This is a genomic window from Brevibacillus sp. JB24b, from assembly GCF_051713385.1.
Taxonomy (GTDB): domain Bacteria; phylum Bacillota; class Bacilli; order Brevibacillales; family Brevibacillaceae; genus Brevibacillus_B; species Brevibacillus_B laterosporus.
Genome location: NZ_JBNVQV010000001.1, coordinates 2,877,796 through 2,893,700 on the forward strand (window position 1 = coordinate 2,877,796; position 15,905 = coordinate 2,893,700).

Here is a 15,905-nt window from a genome sequence, read left to right on the forward strand (position 1 = left end):
CCCGAATTAACATTTTTATTTATGCAATCCTTTATCAAACCAATCAAATATAAACTGTGAACGTTCTTTATCGAAGTGTCCATAAACTCGATAGTCTCCCAATTGTTTGTCAAGAACTTTTATTTCATGTGTATATATTATTTCATTTTTTTTAAGGGATCCTTTAAGTTGTTTTATCCCTTCTTGTCCCTTTGGACCTACTAAACCTTTTTTCATTGCCTCTGCAAATTTATGGGCCCCGTTTTTACCAAATTTGTCTGTAATAGCTTTATAAGCATTTTTTTGAATCCAAGGTTCCGTGTATTTACCAGTTCCCTTAGCAAAAAACTGTAAGTCCATCTTAATTAATAATTCGGTAGCTCCCTGTGTAGCCTTTTTTGCTCCTGTTTTTACAGCTCCTTTTATTAAGCCCCCTACACCTGTCATGTAAGTAAATGGATCTTCAAATCCTTCTAACGCTCTTACTCCATCATTAGACATTTCATACTCAAATATATCTATTTTTCTACCGTTTTCTTTAATAATACTTCCATTGTGATCACTATCATAGCTGGATTTACTGCCCTTGTTATTACATGAGCCAGGATGTGCCCACCTTCCATCCTTAGATTCGCACCAATTCCCAGTAGGGTCAACATTGCTCACAGGATTGTTATGGACATAGGTATACCGATTCAAACTAAGCGGATTATCCACTTGCCCCTTATAGGTATCCTCCGTTATAAACCTTCCATCATTTGGATCATAATATCTGGCACGCAGATAAATCAAGCCCGATTCTTCATCATACATCTCACCTGCATACAAGAACGGATTGGACATTTTTTCCTGCTTGCTTTCCACATTTCCCCATAGATCGTACTCATACTTATTAAGGGTCTGCCCGGCCTTATCCTTTATTTCTACGATGTCACCATGGGCATTTGTATAGTAATAGCCTTGTTTTTCACCTTTCACATCATCGCGGTAGAGAAGCTCATTCCCCCAGATGTTGCAGGCTTGGAGGTTGTTCTTTTCATCCAGCTCCTCAATCACGTTGCCATTTAGATAGACATAGTGAGTTGTTTTGCCGTCGATTTCTTTACTTGCCCTAAGCTCATCCGGATAGTATGTGTAGGTGCTTTCTTTTCCGTTTTTTGTATACGTTTTAAGACGGTTGAGGACATCGTAGGTGTACGAACTGTCTGCGATCGTTGGTGATTTGGCTGTTACAATGCTTTGACGGTTGCCGCGTTCGTCGTACGTGTACGTTTGTTCTCTTGTCGGTGTTTTCTCCTTGCGAATCCGATCTAGTTTATCGTAGCCGAACGTAGAAGAGGATTGGTTCACCGTTGTTTCTACTATATTTCCAAAGCCATTATATTGGTTTTGCTCTTCCCACACCTTATTATTGGATAGGATATGCTGCACTTCTGTTGTCTGGCCAAATGAGTTGAAGCCTTTCTCGATTTTGGTACCGTTTGGATACTGGACATGCACGGTATCCCCTGTTGTGGATGTATCGTACTCATAGGTGATTTTGCCCATTCCTGGATGCTTGACGGATAAGATACGTCCTAGCCCATCATAGGTGTATGCTGTTGCAGTTCCATCTGGATACACAATCGAGTCGGGGGTATCATCTTCATCCTCGTATCTTTGTTCGTACGTACGTCCAAATGTGGTCATCGAGGTTGGGCGTAAAAAGCCGTCATACGTATAGAAAACCTTCGAATCGTTGTTTTGCTGCGTTAGGAGCTGACGTGTCGTTTGATCGTAGGTATTCTTCTCCGTTTCTACTACTTTTTTACCCGATAAGACCTGCATCGTATCTAGCTCATAGAATGGCGTATAGGTATATTTCCGAGTATTTCCCTTTTGATCTGTAAAGCTTGCCAGATTCCCACTCCGATCATATTCGTAATTCTCTTTGATCTTTTCTGTTGCTGGGTCAATCTCGCGAAGCTTCCATGAGAGACCATTGTATACGTAACGGGCCGTCTCCTTGTCATTTTCGAAGGTACTCATCAGGTTCCCGTTTGCATCGTATTGGAATTTATATACGTTCTTTTCCGGGTCTTTTACATAGATGGGTTCTCCACGTAAATCATACTTATAGTCCCAGCTACGTTTTTCCCCCTGTTCGTTTGTGATCTGCTTGTGAGTTGGATTTCCAAATCGATCATACTGCATCTGCGTTTCAGTTGATAAAGTACCGTCTGCGGTATGAACCATGTTGGTGATCATTTGTCCATAGCGATCATAAAGCTGTGTGGTTTCTAATCCATTCGGAGCAATCGTTTTTTCTACAGGTGTGATAAGACTGCCATCCTGAGCCTGATTGGCGTATTGCATGTTAGTCGTACGTTTCAGTGCGTCGATGACAGCCTTTAAGCTTCCATCACTGTGATAGCTGTACGTCGTTCCTCTATCCTTTTTCCCATACGGATACGTCGCTATTAATCGTTTTCCATCCTCTGCATAGCTGTTTTCTACGAGAGTACGTTGATTCCCTTGACTATCCACCTCTACAGAAAACACTACTTCTCCAGCAGGCGTATACGCCGTGATCAGACCCGTTTTGTTAGGTAATGTAGTAATCACTTTACGGTCGCTATTTGTATACGAATATTTTTTCTCCCGATTATCACCCTCTGCCGAAATAAACATTTCTTTTTGAATCCTGCCAAGTTCATCGTAGAAATACCCTACTATGCTCTCATCCGGAAATTGTTTGGTTACTACAAAATCTAAATCGTCATACCTATAGGTAAAGGAATATGTTTCTAACGAGTTTTCTCCGTTATAGACCGTAATTTGTTCCGTCGAGACATGTAGATCATTCTTGTCATAGGTAAAAGCCTTCGAGAAATGCGAGAATTCATCACTTGCTCCAAATTGAACCTCTATGAAAGAAATAGGCAGCTTTTTGTCCCCATACTTGTAGGTACGAAGAAGCTTATCTTCATATTCCTGACCTGGATATTTGGCTGTAATGGTCTCCGATTCCAGTAGATTGTCCCGATTGTAAACGTATTCTTGCTTCTTGGCATGTCCATCTCCCGCAACTTGTTCCATACGAACAGGCAGTCGCAATGTACCTACTTCTTTATAGGTAAAATTGGTAATCAAACCATTCGGATCCTTTTGCTCTGTGACATCCCCATTTTCGTCATACTCATAGATCGTCTCATTTGCTACGGAAGAAAGGTTTTCAATCTTATCGCGTTTATCAATCTGAGGTTCAAATAAATACTTCTTCGCTTCGCCATCTGGTAGGTTATCTACAAAATGATAGACATACGATGGCTTCGTTTTAATCCCTTCATAGGCGTAGCTGGTATAACTCACCGGGTTATATCGATAGTTTTTCCCATCTGCTGCTATCTGCTCGGATTGCTCTTTAGGATTTGTCTTCTTCTCCAGAACCAAATTAAAATGTTCATTGTCATTAATCCGATAGGTTCTTTCCGTCGATTGCGAAGAAAAGCTATTGGTTTCTTCTATTGTCACTACGTCTCCCTGACGTAGCGGATGGTTACTCAAACGAGTAATACCAGACTTAGGAGTCTTCCAAATCTCTTTTGTCGGCTTTCCTTGATTGGTGAATTTGTAATAATAAATAAAGCTTTTTCTTTCGGCATCCCCAAATAGGGAGGACGCTTGATCATAGCTAAATCGAACAGAGGTAACCGGATGGTACGTATAGTAGGATATTGCTTGTTTATCCTGATAAAGCCTAATGACTCCCCGTTCAAAAGGATTGGCAGGCTCGGGATTATAGGTGCTGTAGGTATAATCTACTGTTACTCCCTGTGTAGGATACTCTACCTTTTGTAGTAATAGATATTCAATAAATTCCCGTTTTTGCTTGTCCTTTGATAGATAAGCTTCCGACTCAATCTGGTCTGGCTTCACGGCCGCGTTATTTTCTTTTGGCAATTCGTATGATTTGATGTAGTTGTATTCCGCAGTCGCTGTTTTATAGGTATATCTAGCAATCGTAGTTGATTTCCCGTCTTTTACTTCTTCTACGCTCTCTAGCTGCTGTGTATTGTTCGGATCTCTATAATGATATCTAAGCTCTTTGATCAGGCTATTTTTTTGGTTATACACCTTAAGGGAATCAATCATTCTTTCCTTCCCATAACCAATCTCCACTCTTCTCCCAACCGTATCCGTAATTTCGATCGTATTTTTATAATCTGGAATCTTGTACGTAATTTTATCTCCATAGATATTTTGCTTTACAACAAGATACGTACTCTCTTTTTCCAGATATTCAATCGAGTATGAATAGCCATCTTTTGCAAAACCTAAATCTCTGTTCGTCATAATAGAAGGCAATTTTATATTACGATAGGGAAGTTTTTTACTGCTATCAATCGTACTCCAATCGTCCCCTGACATAATAAACTGGGAAACAGGGTGTTTCGTATTTTTCGCTTCATAAAACTGTTGGTTACTATAATCATGTACGGCAATCCCTAATTCCTTTGTAATCTCTTCAAAGGTTGGAAGATTAAAGCTCCAGCCCGTACCTACCGTATGCGGTAAAGTACCGGCTTCTCTTACAATGTAGGTTCGATTCTCTTTCGCTGTTTCACTATATTCAAACCCTGGAGCCGTTATCTTACTAGACAGCGAGTTATATCGTCGCTGGATTACCAGATCCATTCCATGCTTTCCCTCAAGTGTCAAATCTGTTTCCAGCATATTCGAGGTTAGATAGATATCATCTACGGGATTTTCCACCTGATTGGTAAAGTAACGAATAGGCTGTTCCGTTTCTGTAAAGTGCATGCTTGGGCTTGAGGCAGGAGCCAATGCCATACGCTTTACTCTAGCTTTTGGTTTATCCTTGTCTCTCCACTCCTGCAGAGCGTGAATGACACTAGGGGCATTTTGCTCTAACAGCTTTATTTTCTCCACTGATAAGGTGGAAATCTGGTCCATGACCTGTTCATCATTCCACGTGTACAGCTGATTCATCTCTTCTTCTGTCAGAAGCTGATGCAAATCGGTATAAAAATAGGCAACGATTTGTAAAAGGGTACGATCACCGTGCTCAAAAAGCTTTTGAACGGATGTAAGAGGAAGCTGTTCCCACGTCATTTGGGCTATTTGTTCTTTTGTTACCTCGTCTTTAGTAGATGTTGGTTCTTTTTTCTGTTTTTCTACTTTTTTCTGTTCCTCTATGATCCAATCTTTTGTATCCTTTTCATTTGTGTCTCTGCTTATTTCCTCGTTTTTCACTGGCGCATCTGTTGCTCCCACAACATTTACGTTCGTGAACAACCCGGTCCAAAGAATGGCTACACATAAGAAAGGGGAAACCCATTTTCTATACATAAATTCCTCCCAAATCCTTACTTTATTCCTGTACTATTTTTTTCGTTAGTAGATTTCCATTTTCATCGTATAGATAGCGAATGATAACCGTTCCATCTTTTTTGATAGCGATTAATTGATTCTGCTCATTGTATTCGTACTCATACAAGGCTGCGATATTGTTCTCACGAAAAGCAATCGTGAAGGCACCGCTCTTTGTTTCAGCAGTCGCACCAACAATACAATTCTTATCTATTTTCAGAATGAGGCTGTCCACTGGCTTATCATGGACCTTTGCTTTCCCATTCAATTGAATCGTTATCTGATTATCTGAATCACGCTTTGTCGATAGCGTTAAACCTTCTGGCAAATTTTCAATTGTGATCCCGCTAGAGAGTTCTTTTGCAAAAACCCCCTGCTTGAGATAAACGCTTAAAGGCGTAGCTATGCTACCATCGTTTTGACTTGATTCCTGGAGTACATTCGTAGATAGGATTAGCTGCGGATTCGTCACGGTACCTGGTATCTGAACTTTCAATTCATCGCTAAGTAGCGATACGGTTAAGGATTCAAAGATTACGACGACCTGATAATGATATTGCATGCCAGGCTGTACATTCTTATCTACATACTTATTCTCGCTTACATTTTTGGGATTCTCTCCATTTCGGATCACGGTATACGATAGAATAGGATCGTTTGGTTTTATGACAGGGTCCCATGTTAGGGTAACTTCGTTCGAGCTAACAGCTGATGCTACGAGATTAACCGGCTTCGTGGTAAGTTCATGTAAGCTTCGATGAACCTCGCCCTTGTAAATCACGTCGATATCAGCGTACTTGTCCTCATTTTTTCCGCCACACCCGATGAGAATGTAATTGTCCTTCTTTACATACCCACTATAGTTATCCTTATCCTGATAGGTAATTCGGCTAGGTGCCTCTCTGAAAGCAGATTCCTCTCTGATTGCACAGGATGTATCATCATAAAACCGTTCTTTTTTATAGATTTGGACCGATTTTTTATAGGGAATAGGAACCGCGACATTACTTGGCTCGGAACGTCTACCGGCTATATCAATCGCTCGTACCACATAGCTATAAACCAAGGGGTCTTTATCTGTATCCGTAAACGTAGTCGTTTTTGTAATCGCAATGCGCTTCCCATTTCGATAGATTTCATAGCCCGCTAACGCAACGTTGCTTTTAGAGCCTGTCCAGTTAATGACCATTTTTTGATCATCTGTTTCAAATGCCTTTAAAAGACCTGGTTTTGTTGGTGGTTCTTCATCTTCTAGAATTGGTCTTTTTTTGCGAACCGAGACCGTAGGCTTCTCCGTAGACTGCTCGTCCCCCAGTTCAAAATGCTCCAGGGTAAGCGGGGAACGCTCAATGTTTCCCTTGTATTCAATGCTAAGAATCACTGTTTTTTGATCTTCTTTATCTAGTACGGTAGCGAAGTATTCTCCTTTAACTAGCTGACCTCTATATTGATTGTCGTTATAAGTAACCTCTGGTGCAGCTGCTGCATACATCGATTTCTCCAGCTCTACTAGTTTACTTGGATCAAGCTCTTCTCGTGGTAATGTTCGTTCAGAAGTAAGAGAAATGGTAACGGCTTGTTTTGTCTCTTGTTCTTGAAGTATTTTCTCCACGGTTTCTTTTTCAAGTGTTACCTCATTCTCTGGAGTAAGCTGAGAGGAAACGGAAGATTCAACTTCCGGTATAGAAATGAGATCGGAGTTTGTTTGAGGCTCTTGGGTCTGTTGTTTTTGCTGGTTTTCTTGATCCGGTTCTACCCCAGATTCTTTCTCAGGTTTTTGTTCAACTGTTGAATCCGTGTTTTCTGAAAGTGCTGTCGTTTCTGGTGTAGCTAGAGAAGAAGGATCAGAGCTAAGCGTCTTTTCCTTCGCAGGCTGTAAAATTTCCACTGTTTCCCTCTGTTCCAACGTCTGGCTTGTCGTTGGCCCTAACGGTATTGCTTGATCTGTTTGCTCTAAAGCAATTACTTCACCTCCTGGCAAGATACTGATACACAGCGTGATTATCAATACCCCTGCTGTCCACTTTCTAAAATTGTTGTACATATGAGACAATCACCTCTAACCTTCTAAATTGGCAAAACATAGCTATAATATAATGAAAACTTAATAGTAACAAGGTAATTATTGTAGTTAATTTATTCATTGTAAAAATCTAATGACATTCCCATCCCCCCTTCGAAGTAATATTTTACCATGCTGTTCTACGATTTCCGTTTAAAGACTTTATTCGCAACGGCCATAAATTTTTCGACAAAAAAAGAACGCTATTAACTTAGCGTTCTAGAAAATGATAAATAGTAGCGTTGCAGGTATTACCCTAATACTTTTGCGTCAGTAACTGGAGGATGAGATTATAAGTATTAGCAATGAGGATTGGATAAATCGAATCGCTAGTCGTTCTGGTTTAACAGGGAGACTAACACATCTTATTAAACCTAAATTAGATATTACAACAAAGTTTTAACAACAATGATACCATTATCGAAATGCTCTATACATGTAGAAGCTATGTGCATTAGTTCTATTCGCAATAGTATCCAAACATCAAGAATATATTATTAGTACGATTATACCTCATTAGCCTTAAAAGGAGATTACCCGAGAATACGCTAATTACAGTTGATACAACCATTAGAAGAAGAGGATGGATGCAAGATTGGACAATTCAGTACGCATTTAGCTAAAATCAAGTAAACAGCTTAAAAAAACTAGGCAGCCTGAGGGAACATACACAAAATATGTATCGAATCCATACCGATTCCATACAGTTGGCGATCCCTATTCCGATTTTGAAAAAGTCTCTGGTCAAATTGATGGAGCCATTTCCAAAGAAGCAAGTAATCCTTTAGTTGCTACATATCCTGTTGTAGGTGTTGGCATGGAAGAATTGATTCTATCTTCCACTGAGAATTTTACAACAACAGAGAATCATACTACTACTACCAGCAGTACTTATTCTAACACAGAAGAAGCAGGTTTTAATTTGGGCAGAGGCAAAGACGGTTTCTTTGGTGGTATTACACCTAATTATTCACATACAAACTCCACCTCGAAAGTACAATAGAAGATTCCAGCGGAAGTACAACAGAGATTAACAAAGGCGATTCAGCTTATCTGAATGCCAATGTAAGATATTATAATACGGGCTCAACCCCTATTTACCAAGTAACACCAACTACAAGCTTTGTATTACAGCTACAGACATTCAAGATCAATTCGCTAACTCGGATTCCAACAACATTTATGATATGAAATTAAAAGTTGGAATGAATATTCTTATTAAATGTCCCCAAATATTTGTACTTGTTGTAGAAATTGCACGGCTACGGCATTAAATCGTTGATTCAGTACTTCAGGACTGATGAGTACTTCTGTTGATGCTTCTAAACAGCTACATAACTGAGTTAAAAAGGTTTTAGCGATATTTTGACTAATCCATACCCATAAAGCTACTAATTCTTTTGCTTGATACTTACTTGTTCGTTGAAAGGTCTGATATAAACAGGCTAAGAAAATATATTGACCCCCACTCCACCAAAAACCTCAACATTCTTTTGCTTGGATCTGTTTAAACCTTGAATCAAACTTCTCCATCCATCCCCATGCAGATTCAATCACTCCACGAATTACTTTTGTTTCTTTTCACCAGCTAATTGTTTTCGCATAGTCATACTAAGGTGAGTCAGATATCCGGTAGTAAAACTTGGCTAACTTCACCCTCTTCAATGATCGGCTTCTCACTCAGTGTCTTATCCTCGTGAAACTGGTGTAAAATCTCTGCATACTCTGGCAAAATAAATTTCGTTACAAGTGGACAAGTATTTTGCTAGCCACAAAAACATCTCCTTGAAATACAAATGTACGTTCTTATTAAGAGGATTATGCAAATTAATCTATTAGGAACCTATCAGGATTGTTGAAGATTAGTAAAACTGTGTTGATTAATATTAGATGTAAAACAAAGATTTATTTGGTTTTAAAAATCATGGAGGGATATTATGAAAACTTTCATTTACATGGTGAGACATGGCGAATCACCGAAAACAGAAGGAAACGAGAGAACACGTGAGCTGACTGACAAGGGTAGGTCAGATGCCCATATAATAACTGAATTATTAAAAGATGAGGGAATAGACACGTTCATTTCAAGTCCGCATAGAAGGTCAATTTTAACAATCGAGGAATTAGCCCAGTCCTTAGGTAAAGAAATATTAGTTGTTGAAGATGTTAGAGAAATGGTTTTTATAAGTGACGATAAGATATTGTCTGATAAGGAATTGTATCCATTAGTAAAGAAGATGTTTTCTAATCCAGACTTTTCGTTACCTGGAGGGGAGTCTATTACGAATTGTCAGAATCGTTCCGTGACAGCTTTTAAAAAAATTCTAAAGAAATATACAGGACAGAAAATTGTAATAGGAACTCATGGGGCTGTTATGACATTAATGATGGGGTACTTTGATCGTCAATACGACTTGGAGTTTTTATTAAAGACTTCAAAACCCGATATCTACAGGATGGAATTCAATGAAGAAGAATTAATGGAAACAAAGAGATTATGGAAGGCTTGAATGTAATTCCAAGAAGGCTGTGCTTTCATACAATTCCCATTAATGCATCTGGCTTGACTGTATATTGCAATTTGTATTAACAAAAAATTCCCAAACTCCTCATCCCCCTACTATGCGCTGATATTTGCTCTGCAACGAACCGAGGGCGACTGAGGTTATGGAAAAATGGCTGAAAGAATGATATTTGTTCTATTTAAAATTACAAAAAGAGGTGAAAATATTAAAAAAATAGGAATTAGCATCTTAATAGTCTGTTTATACGGTTTTCCATTTGTCTATTTTTCGATGCACCAAGACTTTGCTAACCGCTCAATGCTTGGCTATTTAATAATGATTGTAGCGACTTCGTTTCTTGCGTTCTTCGCTAATTTCTTTAGTAACTCAATTTCTCACATTATTGGCAATCTAGTATCTGGAATAATTTCATATTATTTCATCAGTAAGATGATGGGAAACGAACAATGGGGTGGCTATTTTAAGCCACTAACTCCATATCAAATATTCATGTTGGTTAGTTTTTTGAATTTGATTCCTCAGTTCCTCACTATGAAGTTAGCAAATAGATATAAAAAATAAAGATAAAGATGAATTTGATTGAAGAGAGTTACGTCTTTGAATTAGAAGTTACACATTTCGTTAAACATATCAACAATATTCTTTAACATGGCCTTATAAAAAAAGATTCAATTACATACAGAAAGAGCATGAATTGATCAATTTTTATTCAAAACATGCTCTTAGTTGCTGTTGTATATACGGATCGTCCTCTCTTCCTCCACTTGCAGGCCAATCACCTACACGTTGATTAATGTCTTTTAATACAGCTAGTGGGAGTTGTCCTACGATTTTATTTATTTGCTCCAAATAAGTCATTGCCTTCTCCATTATCGTATTGTTACATACATTAGGTCAATTTGTATGTTATAATTTCCTAAAAAAGGAACTTGGTGAGTCTAATGAAAAAGAACCCTCTTTGGTTTAACGTTATTTCAATAATAACCATTGTAATTACAATAGCTTCCCTTATAACAGATGCTCCTTTCTTAAGAATATTTACTATGCTGGGCTTAGCTGTTATCATGGCTTCTTTAGGGTCATTTGAGTTGAAAAAAAACCGTACGATGTCTTTTATGTTTTTTTGTGTTTCTGCATTACAAATTTTCGTATTGATTGATTGGATTTATGTTTTAGTAAAAAAATAACTATTAAGTAAAATCAGCTTTTATTTGCTTGTATTCCCCGTGTCCCCCATCCTTAACCAGCCAATTTCTGTATGTACACTGAATTGACAAGGTGTCGTCAAACTTCTTTCTTTTCCAAAAAAGCGTCTCTGCTTCCTCAAAACCGCAATCTGTACATTGTAGTAATTGCAGTATAATCCCTCTCATATACCCCCTCCTTATCTCCCCACAACATTATGTTACCTTTCTTTATTTTCAAAAAGGATAACTCATGATAAAATGTTTCAATATTTGTACTACATTACTTTGTAAAAAGGGATAACATGTCGCTTAAGAAAAAATTACTTTCTATCAAATCGAATGACTTTGAAGCACCGCCTAATGCTTTTGAGTTAGCCCTGGAAATGACCTCAAGTATTGGTTCACCAGATCCCCAGTTGCGCGATGAGTTAATCTATTCAGTGTTTTCAAAATGGATCTTGGATGGCGTGCTTTCTCCAAAAGAAATGAGCAAACTACTTACCATCATTCTGAACGATCAGCACTTGTTTTACCGTATTGGCGAAACTGGTACTGATTCGGTGTTCACACGTTCTTTTTCCGTATTATTAATCCCCCTAATCCTGATCGCACATAAAAACAATCCTTTTCTGAAAGGAGAAGAAATTCATCAGATAAAAGAAAATGTGTTTAAATACATAGCACAGGAAATAGATCTTCGTGGGTATGTCGCCGGAAAAGGCTGGGCCCACGCAACGGCTCATGCTGCAGATGCTCTCGATGATTTAGCGCAATGCCTAGAAATCGAAAAAGCTGATCTTCAAAAAATTCTTGATGTTGTACGAGTAAAAATCACAGTCACACAAACGACTTATTTACATGAAGAAGATGAACGAATGGTAACAGCAATTTTATCTGTGTTGAATCGAGAAGTTTTTACAAGCGATGAAATCAATCTGTGGATCAAAAGTTTTTTCGATCAGCTCGATGATGATTTTTCGATAGGTTCTTATGCACAGAAGATCAATGTAAAAAATTTTTTTCGGAGTCTCTACTATCGCCTGCATGAGCAAGGTAAGTACCCTACAATAATCCAAACTCTTTTTAATTTGAGTAAATATTGATAGATAATTCTGATTTTTATAGTAGTTCTGTACGAGATGGTGGGGTAATGTTTACTGGTTTCGTATCAGCTTGATTTTATGATGAAAACATCTTCAACTCCAAAAATAATTAGCTTATGTTTACTTTCTATATATGATAATATAGAAAGTATTAAAAATACTACTATTTAGGAGGCTACATATGTTCCATTTCATCTGCACTACCTGCGGAGTTCAATATCCAAAAAGCAAGGAAGCTCCCCCTTTTTGCCTGATCTGTAAGGAAGAAAGACAATTTGTGAACCCTATTGGACAAGCGTGGACAACGCTAGAGGAGCTACAGCAAAATGCAGACTATACGAATGAAATTGTACAAAAAGAAGACGGATTATTCAGTATTACTACGAAACCCAAATTTGCTATAGGACAAAATGCGTACCTCCTACAGAGTAATGGTTTTCAGCTTTTGTGGGATTGTATAACCTTTTTGGATCAATCAACCATTGAGGAAATAGAGAAGCTGGGTGGAATCCAAGCAATCGCCCTTTCCCATCCACATTATTACTCCACTCAAGTGGAATGGGCTGAAATCTTTAACGCCCCTATCTATGTTCATGAAGATGATAAAGAATGGATTACTCGTCCCAGTAAACATATCGTGTATTGGTCAGGAGAATCTCATTCCTTGACTGATCGATTGACTATTCATCGTTTAGGAGGACATTTTAAAGGCGGGTCTGTCTTGCATTGGAAGGATGGAAATAACGGAAAAGGTGTGCTTTTAACAGGAGATATCATTCAAGTGGTGGCAGACAATTCTTGGGTAAGCTTTATGTATAGCTATCCCAATTTGATTCCATTACCTGCTAATAAAGTAAGAGCAATGGCCGATAAAGTAAAGGATTTGCCATTTAATCGTCTATATAACGCGTTTCATGGAACCGTAGCTGAGCATGCTAATGAATCCGTGCAAAATTCTGCTGAACGATATATCAAGGCGTTAGAAGGACAGTTGTTTCAAACATGAGTAGCCAACCTAGTAAATTTCAAAAGTAAACAAGGCTGGTTGGAATGCCAGCCTTGTTTGCTTTGTTTCTTATTAAAACAAAGTAATATCAGATTGTCGTAGATGACACCTAGTGTTTTGATGCTATTTATTCCTCAAATTTTCGTTCCCATTTAGGTATCAACTACAATCTTACAATCGTCCGTCCACGTATTTGACCCTCTAATATTTGAGAAAGTGTCTTCGGCAATTCTTCTAATGAAATTTCATTAACCATCTGATCTGTCAAATGCTGTGGTTTTAGATCAGACGCTAGACGTTGCCATACCACTTTACGTTTATCCATCGGGCAATAGACCGAATCGATTCCAAGTAGATTCACTCCACGTAAAATGAAGGGGTATACACTTGTAGACACATCCGCTCCCCCCGTTAATCCGCTTACAGCAACAGAACCCCCATACTTGATGGTAGAAAGGAGATACTCTAATGTTTTCCCCCCAACTGGATCTACTGCTCCTGCCCAAAGCTGTTGGCGTATTGGTTTTTCATCCGTAGCAATAACCTCATTACGATGTAAAATATTTGTGGCGCCCAGTTCTTTTAAATAGGCATGCTCACTTTCTTTTCCAGTACTGGCCGTTACCTCGTATCCATTTTTCGCCAAAATATCAACAGCAACACTACCAACACCACCTGTGGAACCAGTTACCAGAACCGGCCCCTGATCATTCGACAAACCATTCTCCTCTAGCCGAATAATAGATAGGGCTGCTGTAAAGCCGGCTGTACCCAGAATCATAGCTTCCTGCATCGTCAAGCCTTCTGGTAAAGGCACAACCCATTTAGCTGGAACCCTAGCAATTTCGCTAAATCCACCTGGGTGAGATACACCTATTTCATAGCTCGTAGCAATCACCTGATCGCCTATTTGGTAGCGTTCATCCGTAGAAGCGATTACTACTCCTGCCAAATCAATTCCTGGAACCATTGGGTATTTGCGAATGATGCGATTCGGGATTGTCGCCATGCCATCCTTGAAATTAACACTGGAATAGGCAACACGAATCGTCACTTCTCCATCTGGTAAATCAGCTATAGTCTGTTCTTGTATCTGCATGTTGGATTGACCATTTACAACATCCAGCACAAATGCGCGATAGATATCCTGCATGAAATCCACTCCTTACATGATTGCTTTCCCTAGAAGTATAAATGGAATTCCCTTTTGTGAAAAGAAAACATCTAGCAAACTTTTATTTATCAATCAATTGTTTTTCATTTATGTAAAAAAGAGTAACGCGTTTTTTGAAGTAAAAAGGACTCTACCCAAACAAAGAGTAGAGTCCTTTTTCATTATTATAGGATAGCTTCCATCTGTTCTGCAGACTCCTGTATTTTTCGCCCGCCTTTAATACGATCCACTATAATTGCAATGGCTCCATCACCTGTTACGTTGCACGCTGTTCCAAAACTATCTTGTGCAATGTAAAGAGCAATCATTAGTGATGTCAACGATGGGCTAAATCCAAGCATGGTTTGCAATAAACCAAGTGCTGATATTACGGCTCCACCTGGAACACCTGGAGCAGCCACCATGGTAATGCCCAGCATTAGAATAAATGGAAATAGAGTTCCGAAAGAAGTAGGCATTCCATTCAACATCATTACAGCCATAGAACAGCTGACCAGTGTTATCGTACTTCCAGATAGATGAATAGTTGCACATAAGGGAACTACAAAGTCTGCGATCTGGTCACTTACCTTATTTTTCTTTACTTGACGTAAGGTTACAGGTATTGTAGCCGCTGAAGATTGTGTTCCGATCGCTGTCATATAGACAGGAAGCATATTCTTAATTAAAGAGATAAAGTTTTTACGTCCCAGTTGTCCAGCAATAAAATACTGCACGATGAGATACAAAATATGCATGGCAATAATAATAATAAAGACTTTAAAGAATACAGAGATAATCATTTGTACTTGTCCAGCATATGTCAGATTCGTAAACACACACATGATATGCACAGGCAATAGTGGTACGATAACAGAGGAAATTACTTTTTCAACAATTCCCCTAAGATCAACCATTACTTTTAGGAGGGTATCTCCCTTGAGGGCCGCAGATCCTAGTCCCAAGGTAAAAGCAAGTATAAGTGCACTCATTACTCCCATAATAGGAGGGATTTCAATCGTAAAGTAAGCCTGGGTTAATGCTTCTTCTGGATTTTTGAAAGCACTAGTTAGTGTCCCAACTTCTATAATATGTGGGAAAAAGCTGGTGCTTACAAAATAGGCGGCCAATCCTGCTACAATCGTAGAACCATATGCGATTGCTGTCGTTAATCCTAAGAGCTTTCCAGCACCCTTTCCAAGCTCCCCAATACCAGGAGCAATAAATCCGATGATAATCAATGGAATAATAAAGTCAAGAAAATTACTAAACATACCACTAAATGTTGCAGTGCCTTTGACGATCCATTCAGGCGAGAAGGAGCCAATAATTACCCCTAAAATGATACCTAGAATAATTTTGGGTAAAAGTCCTAATTTCTTCATCATTTCACTTCCTTATGTTTCTTGGTGTTGAAGTGTACACGTCAGGTGAACACTATTCCGCCAGGTATGGATTACTGCTACCGTACCACACCAGCTTTGTTTTGTCATCCGTAAGATTTATAATATAACTGT

Annotated in this window: 13 protein-coding genes and 2 pseudogenes; 8 read left to right on the plus strand and 7 right to left on the minus strand. The window is 38.7% G+C overall.

Going from position 1 to position 15,905, the window contains the following annotated elements; all coding sequences use genetic code 11:
• Positions 1 to 15: 15 nt before the first annotated feature.
• Entirely contained in the window at positions 16 to 5,331 is a 5,316-nt protein-coding gene (locus tag ACQV1I_RS13735) for an RHS repeat-associated core domain-containing protein (RefSeq protein WP_438769382.1), read from the minus strand.
• A gap of 22 nt (positions 5,332 to 5,353) precedes the next feature.
• A complete protein-coding gene (locus tag ACQV1I_RS13740; RefSeq protein ID WP_116333932.1) occupies positions 5,354 to 7,396 on the minus strand; it encodes a fibronectin type III domain-containing protein in 2,043 nt (680 codons plus the stop codon).
• 688 nt (positions 7,397 to 8,084) lie between these two features.
• On the opposite strand from ACQV1I_RS13740, the pseudogene ACQV1I_RS13745 reads away from it, so the two are divergent.
• The 3 genes and pseudogenes from ACQV1I_RS13745 to ACQV1I_RS13755 all read left to right on the plus strand — a co-directional run.
• A pseudogene (locus ACQV1I_RS13745) lies at positions 8,085 to 8,195 on the plus strand (binary toxin-like calcium binding domain-containing protein); the annotation flags it as partial.
• Positions 8,196 to 8,231: 36 nt separating this feature from the next.
• Positions 8,232 to 8,417 (plus strand): hypothetical protein, encoded by a 186-nt coding sequence (locus tag ACQV1I_RS13750; protein ID WP_094700061.1) that lies wholly within the window; start codon positions 8,232 to 8,234, stop codon positions 8,415 to 8,417.
• Positions 8,414 to 8,605, plus strand: a complete 192-nt coding sequence (locus tag ACQV1I_RS13755; RefSeq protein ID WP_094700083.1) for a hypothetical protein — start codon at positions 8,414 to 8,416, stop codon at positions 8,603 to 8,605. Before ACQV1I_RS13750 ends, ACQV1I_RS13755 begins: the two co-directional genes overlap by 4 nt.
• A gap of 48 nt (positions 8,606 to 8,653) precedes the next feature.
• On the opposite strand, the pseudogene ACQV1I_RS13760 reads toward ACQV1I_RS13755, so the two are convergent.
• Positions 8,654 to 8,839 (minus strand): annotated as a pseudogene (locus tag ACQV1I_RS13760) (IS4 family transposase); the annotation flags it as partial.
• A gap of 512 nt (positions 8,840 to 9,351) precedes the next feature.
• On the opposite strand from ACQV1I_RS13760, the gene ACQV1I_RS13765 reads away from it, so the two are divergent.
• Both ACQV1I_RS13765 and ACQV1I_RS13770 read left to right on the plus strand, forming a co-directional pair.
• A complete protein-coding gene (locus ACQV1I_RS13765; RefSeq protein ID WP_116333933.1) occupies positions 9,352 to 9,924 on the plus strand; it encodes a histidine phosphatase family protein in 573 nt (190 codons plus the stop codon).
• Between the two features lie 165 nt (positions 9,925 to 10,089).
• Positions 10,090 to 10,500 (plus strand): hypothetical protein, encoded by a 411-nt coding sequence (locus tag ACQV1I_RS13770; RefSeq protein ID WP_236645769.1) that lies wholly within the window; start codon positions 10,090 to 10,092, stop codon positions 10,498 to 10,500.
• A 144-nt stretch (positions 10,501 to 10,644) separates the two neighbouring features.
• Here ACQV1I_RS13770 and ACQV1I_RS13775 read toward each other — a convergent pair whose 3' ends face one another.
• The gene (locus ACQV1I_RS13775) at positions 10,645 to 10,797 is read right to left on the minus strand and encodes a DUF6877 family protein (RefSeq protein WP_201747406.1); all 153 of its coding nucleotides are present in this window, start codon (positions 10,795 to 10,797) and stop codon (positions 10,645 to 10,647) included.
• Positions 10,798 to 10,880: 83 nt separating this feature from the next.
• On the opposite strand from ACQV1I_RS13775, the gene ACQV1I_RS13780 reads away from it, so the two are divergent.
• Entirely contained in the window at positions 10,881 to 11,126 is a 246-nt protein-coding gene (locus ACQV1I_RS13780; RefSeq protein ID WP_116333934.1) for a hypothetical protein, read from the plus strand.
• 3 nt (positions 11,127 to 11,129) lie between these two features.
• On the opposite strand, the gene ACQV1I_RS13785 is transcribed toward ACQV1I_RS13780, so the two are convergent.
• Positions 11,130 to 11,312, minus strand: a complete 183-nt coding sequence (locus ACQV1I_RS13785) for a hypothetical protein (protein ID WP_116333935.1) — start codon at positions 11,310 to 11,312, stop codon at positions 11,130 to 11,132.
• A gap of 116 nt (positions 11,313 to 11,428) precedes the next feature.
• Between ACQV1I_RS13785 and ACQV1I_RS13790 the strand changes: the two genes are divergently transcribed.
• Entirely contained in the window at positions 11,429 to 12,229 is an 801-nt protein-coding gene (locus ACQV1I_RS13790) for a DUF2785 domain-containing protein (protein ID WP_116333936.1), read from the plus strand.
• A gap of 181 nt (positions 12,230 to 12,410) precedes the next feature.
• On the plus strand, positions 12,411 to 13,235 hold the full coding sequence (locus ACQV1I_RS13795; protein WP_116333937.1) for an MBL fold metallo-hydrolase: 825 nt from the start codon (positions 12,411 to 12,413) through the stop codon (positions 13,233 to 13,235).
• Positions 13,236 to 13,398: 163 nt separating this feature from the next.
• Here the strand turns inward: ACQV1I_RS13795 and ACQV1I_RS13800 are convergent, their stop codons facing one another.
• Together ACQV1I_RS13800 and ACQV1I_RS13805 are read right to left on the minus strand one after the other, a co-directional pair.
• On the minus strand, positions 13,399 to 14,388 hold the full coding sequence (locus ACQV1I_RS13800) for an acrylyl-CoA reductase family protein (RefSeq protein WP_094700056.1): 990 nt from the start codon (positions 14,386 to 14,388) through the stop codon (positions 13,399 to 13,401).
• Positions 14,389 to 14,573: 185 nt separating this feature from the next.
• Positions 14,574 to 15,773 carry a dicarboxylate/amino acid:cation symporter gene (locus tag ACQV1I_RS13805; protein WP_116333938.1) on the minus strand — a complete coding sequence of 400 codons (1,200 nt, stop codon included), beginning with the start codon at positions 15,771 to 15,773 and terminating at the stop codon, positions 14,574 to 14,576.
• Positions 15,774 to 15,905 lie beyond the last annotated feature (132 nt).

Bases quoted from the DNA above. Each gene is read 5' to 3' on its own strand.
- ACQV1I_RS13735 (WP_438769382.1), bottom strand. From the start codon at position 5,331: ATGTATAGAAAATGGGTTTCCCCTTTCTTATGTGTAGCCATTCTTTGG.
- ACQV1I_RS13740 (WP_116333932.1), bottom strand. From the start codon at position 7,396: ATGTACAACAATTTTAGAAAGTGGACAGCAGGGGTATTGATAATCACG.
- ACQV1I_RS13750 (WP_094700061.1), top strand. From the start codon at position 8,232: ATGGAAGAATTGATTCTATCTTCCACTGAGAATTTTACAACAACAGAG.
- ACQV1I_RS13765 (WP_116333933.1), top strand. From the start codon at position 9,352: ATGAAAACTTTCATTTACATGGTGAGACATGGCGAATCACCGAAAACA.
- ACQV1I_RS13770 (WP_236645769.1), top strand. From the start codon at position 10,090: ATGGCTGAAAGAATGATATTTGTTCTATTTAAAATTACAAAAAGAGGT.
- ACQV1I_RS13775 (WP_201747406.1), bottom strand. From the start codon at position 10,797: ATGACTTATTTGGAGCAAATAAATAAAATCGTAGGACAACTCCCACTA.
- ACQV1I_RS13780 (WP_116333934.1), top strand. From the start codon at position 10,881: ATGAAAAAGAACCCTCTTTGGTTTAACGTTATTTCAATAATAACCATT.
- ACQV1I_RS13785 (WP_116333935.1), bottom strand. From the start codon at position 11,312: ATGAGAGGGATTATACTGCAATTACTACAATGTACAGATTGCGGTTTT.
- ACQV1I_RS13790 (WP_116333936.1), top strand. From the start codon at position 11,429: ATGTCGCTTAAGAAAAAATTACTTTCTATCAAATCGAATGACTTTGAA.
- ACQV1I_RS13795 (WP_116333937.1), top strand. From the start codon at position 12,411: ATGTTCCATTTCATCTGCACTACCTGCGGAGTTCAATATCCAAAAAGC.
- ACQV1I_RS13800 (WP_094700056.1), bottom strand. From the start codon at position 14,388: ATGCAGGATATCTATCGCGCATTTGTGCTGGATGTTGTAAATGGTCAA.
- ACQV1I_RS13805 (WP_116333938.1), bottom strand. From the start codon at position 15,773: ATGAAGAAATTAGGACTTTTACCCAAAATTATTCTAGGTATCATTTTA.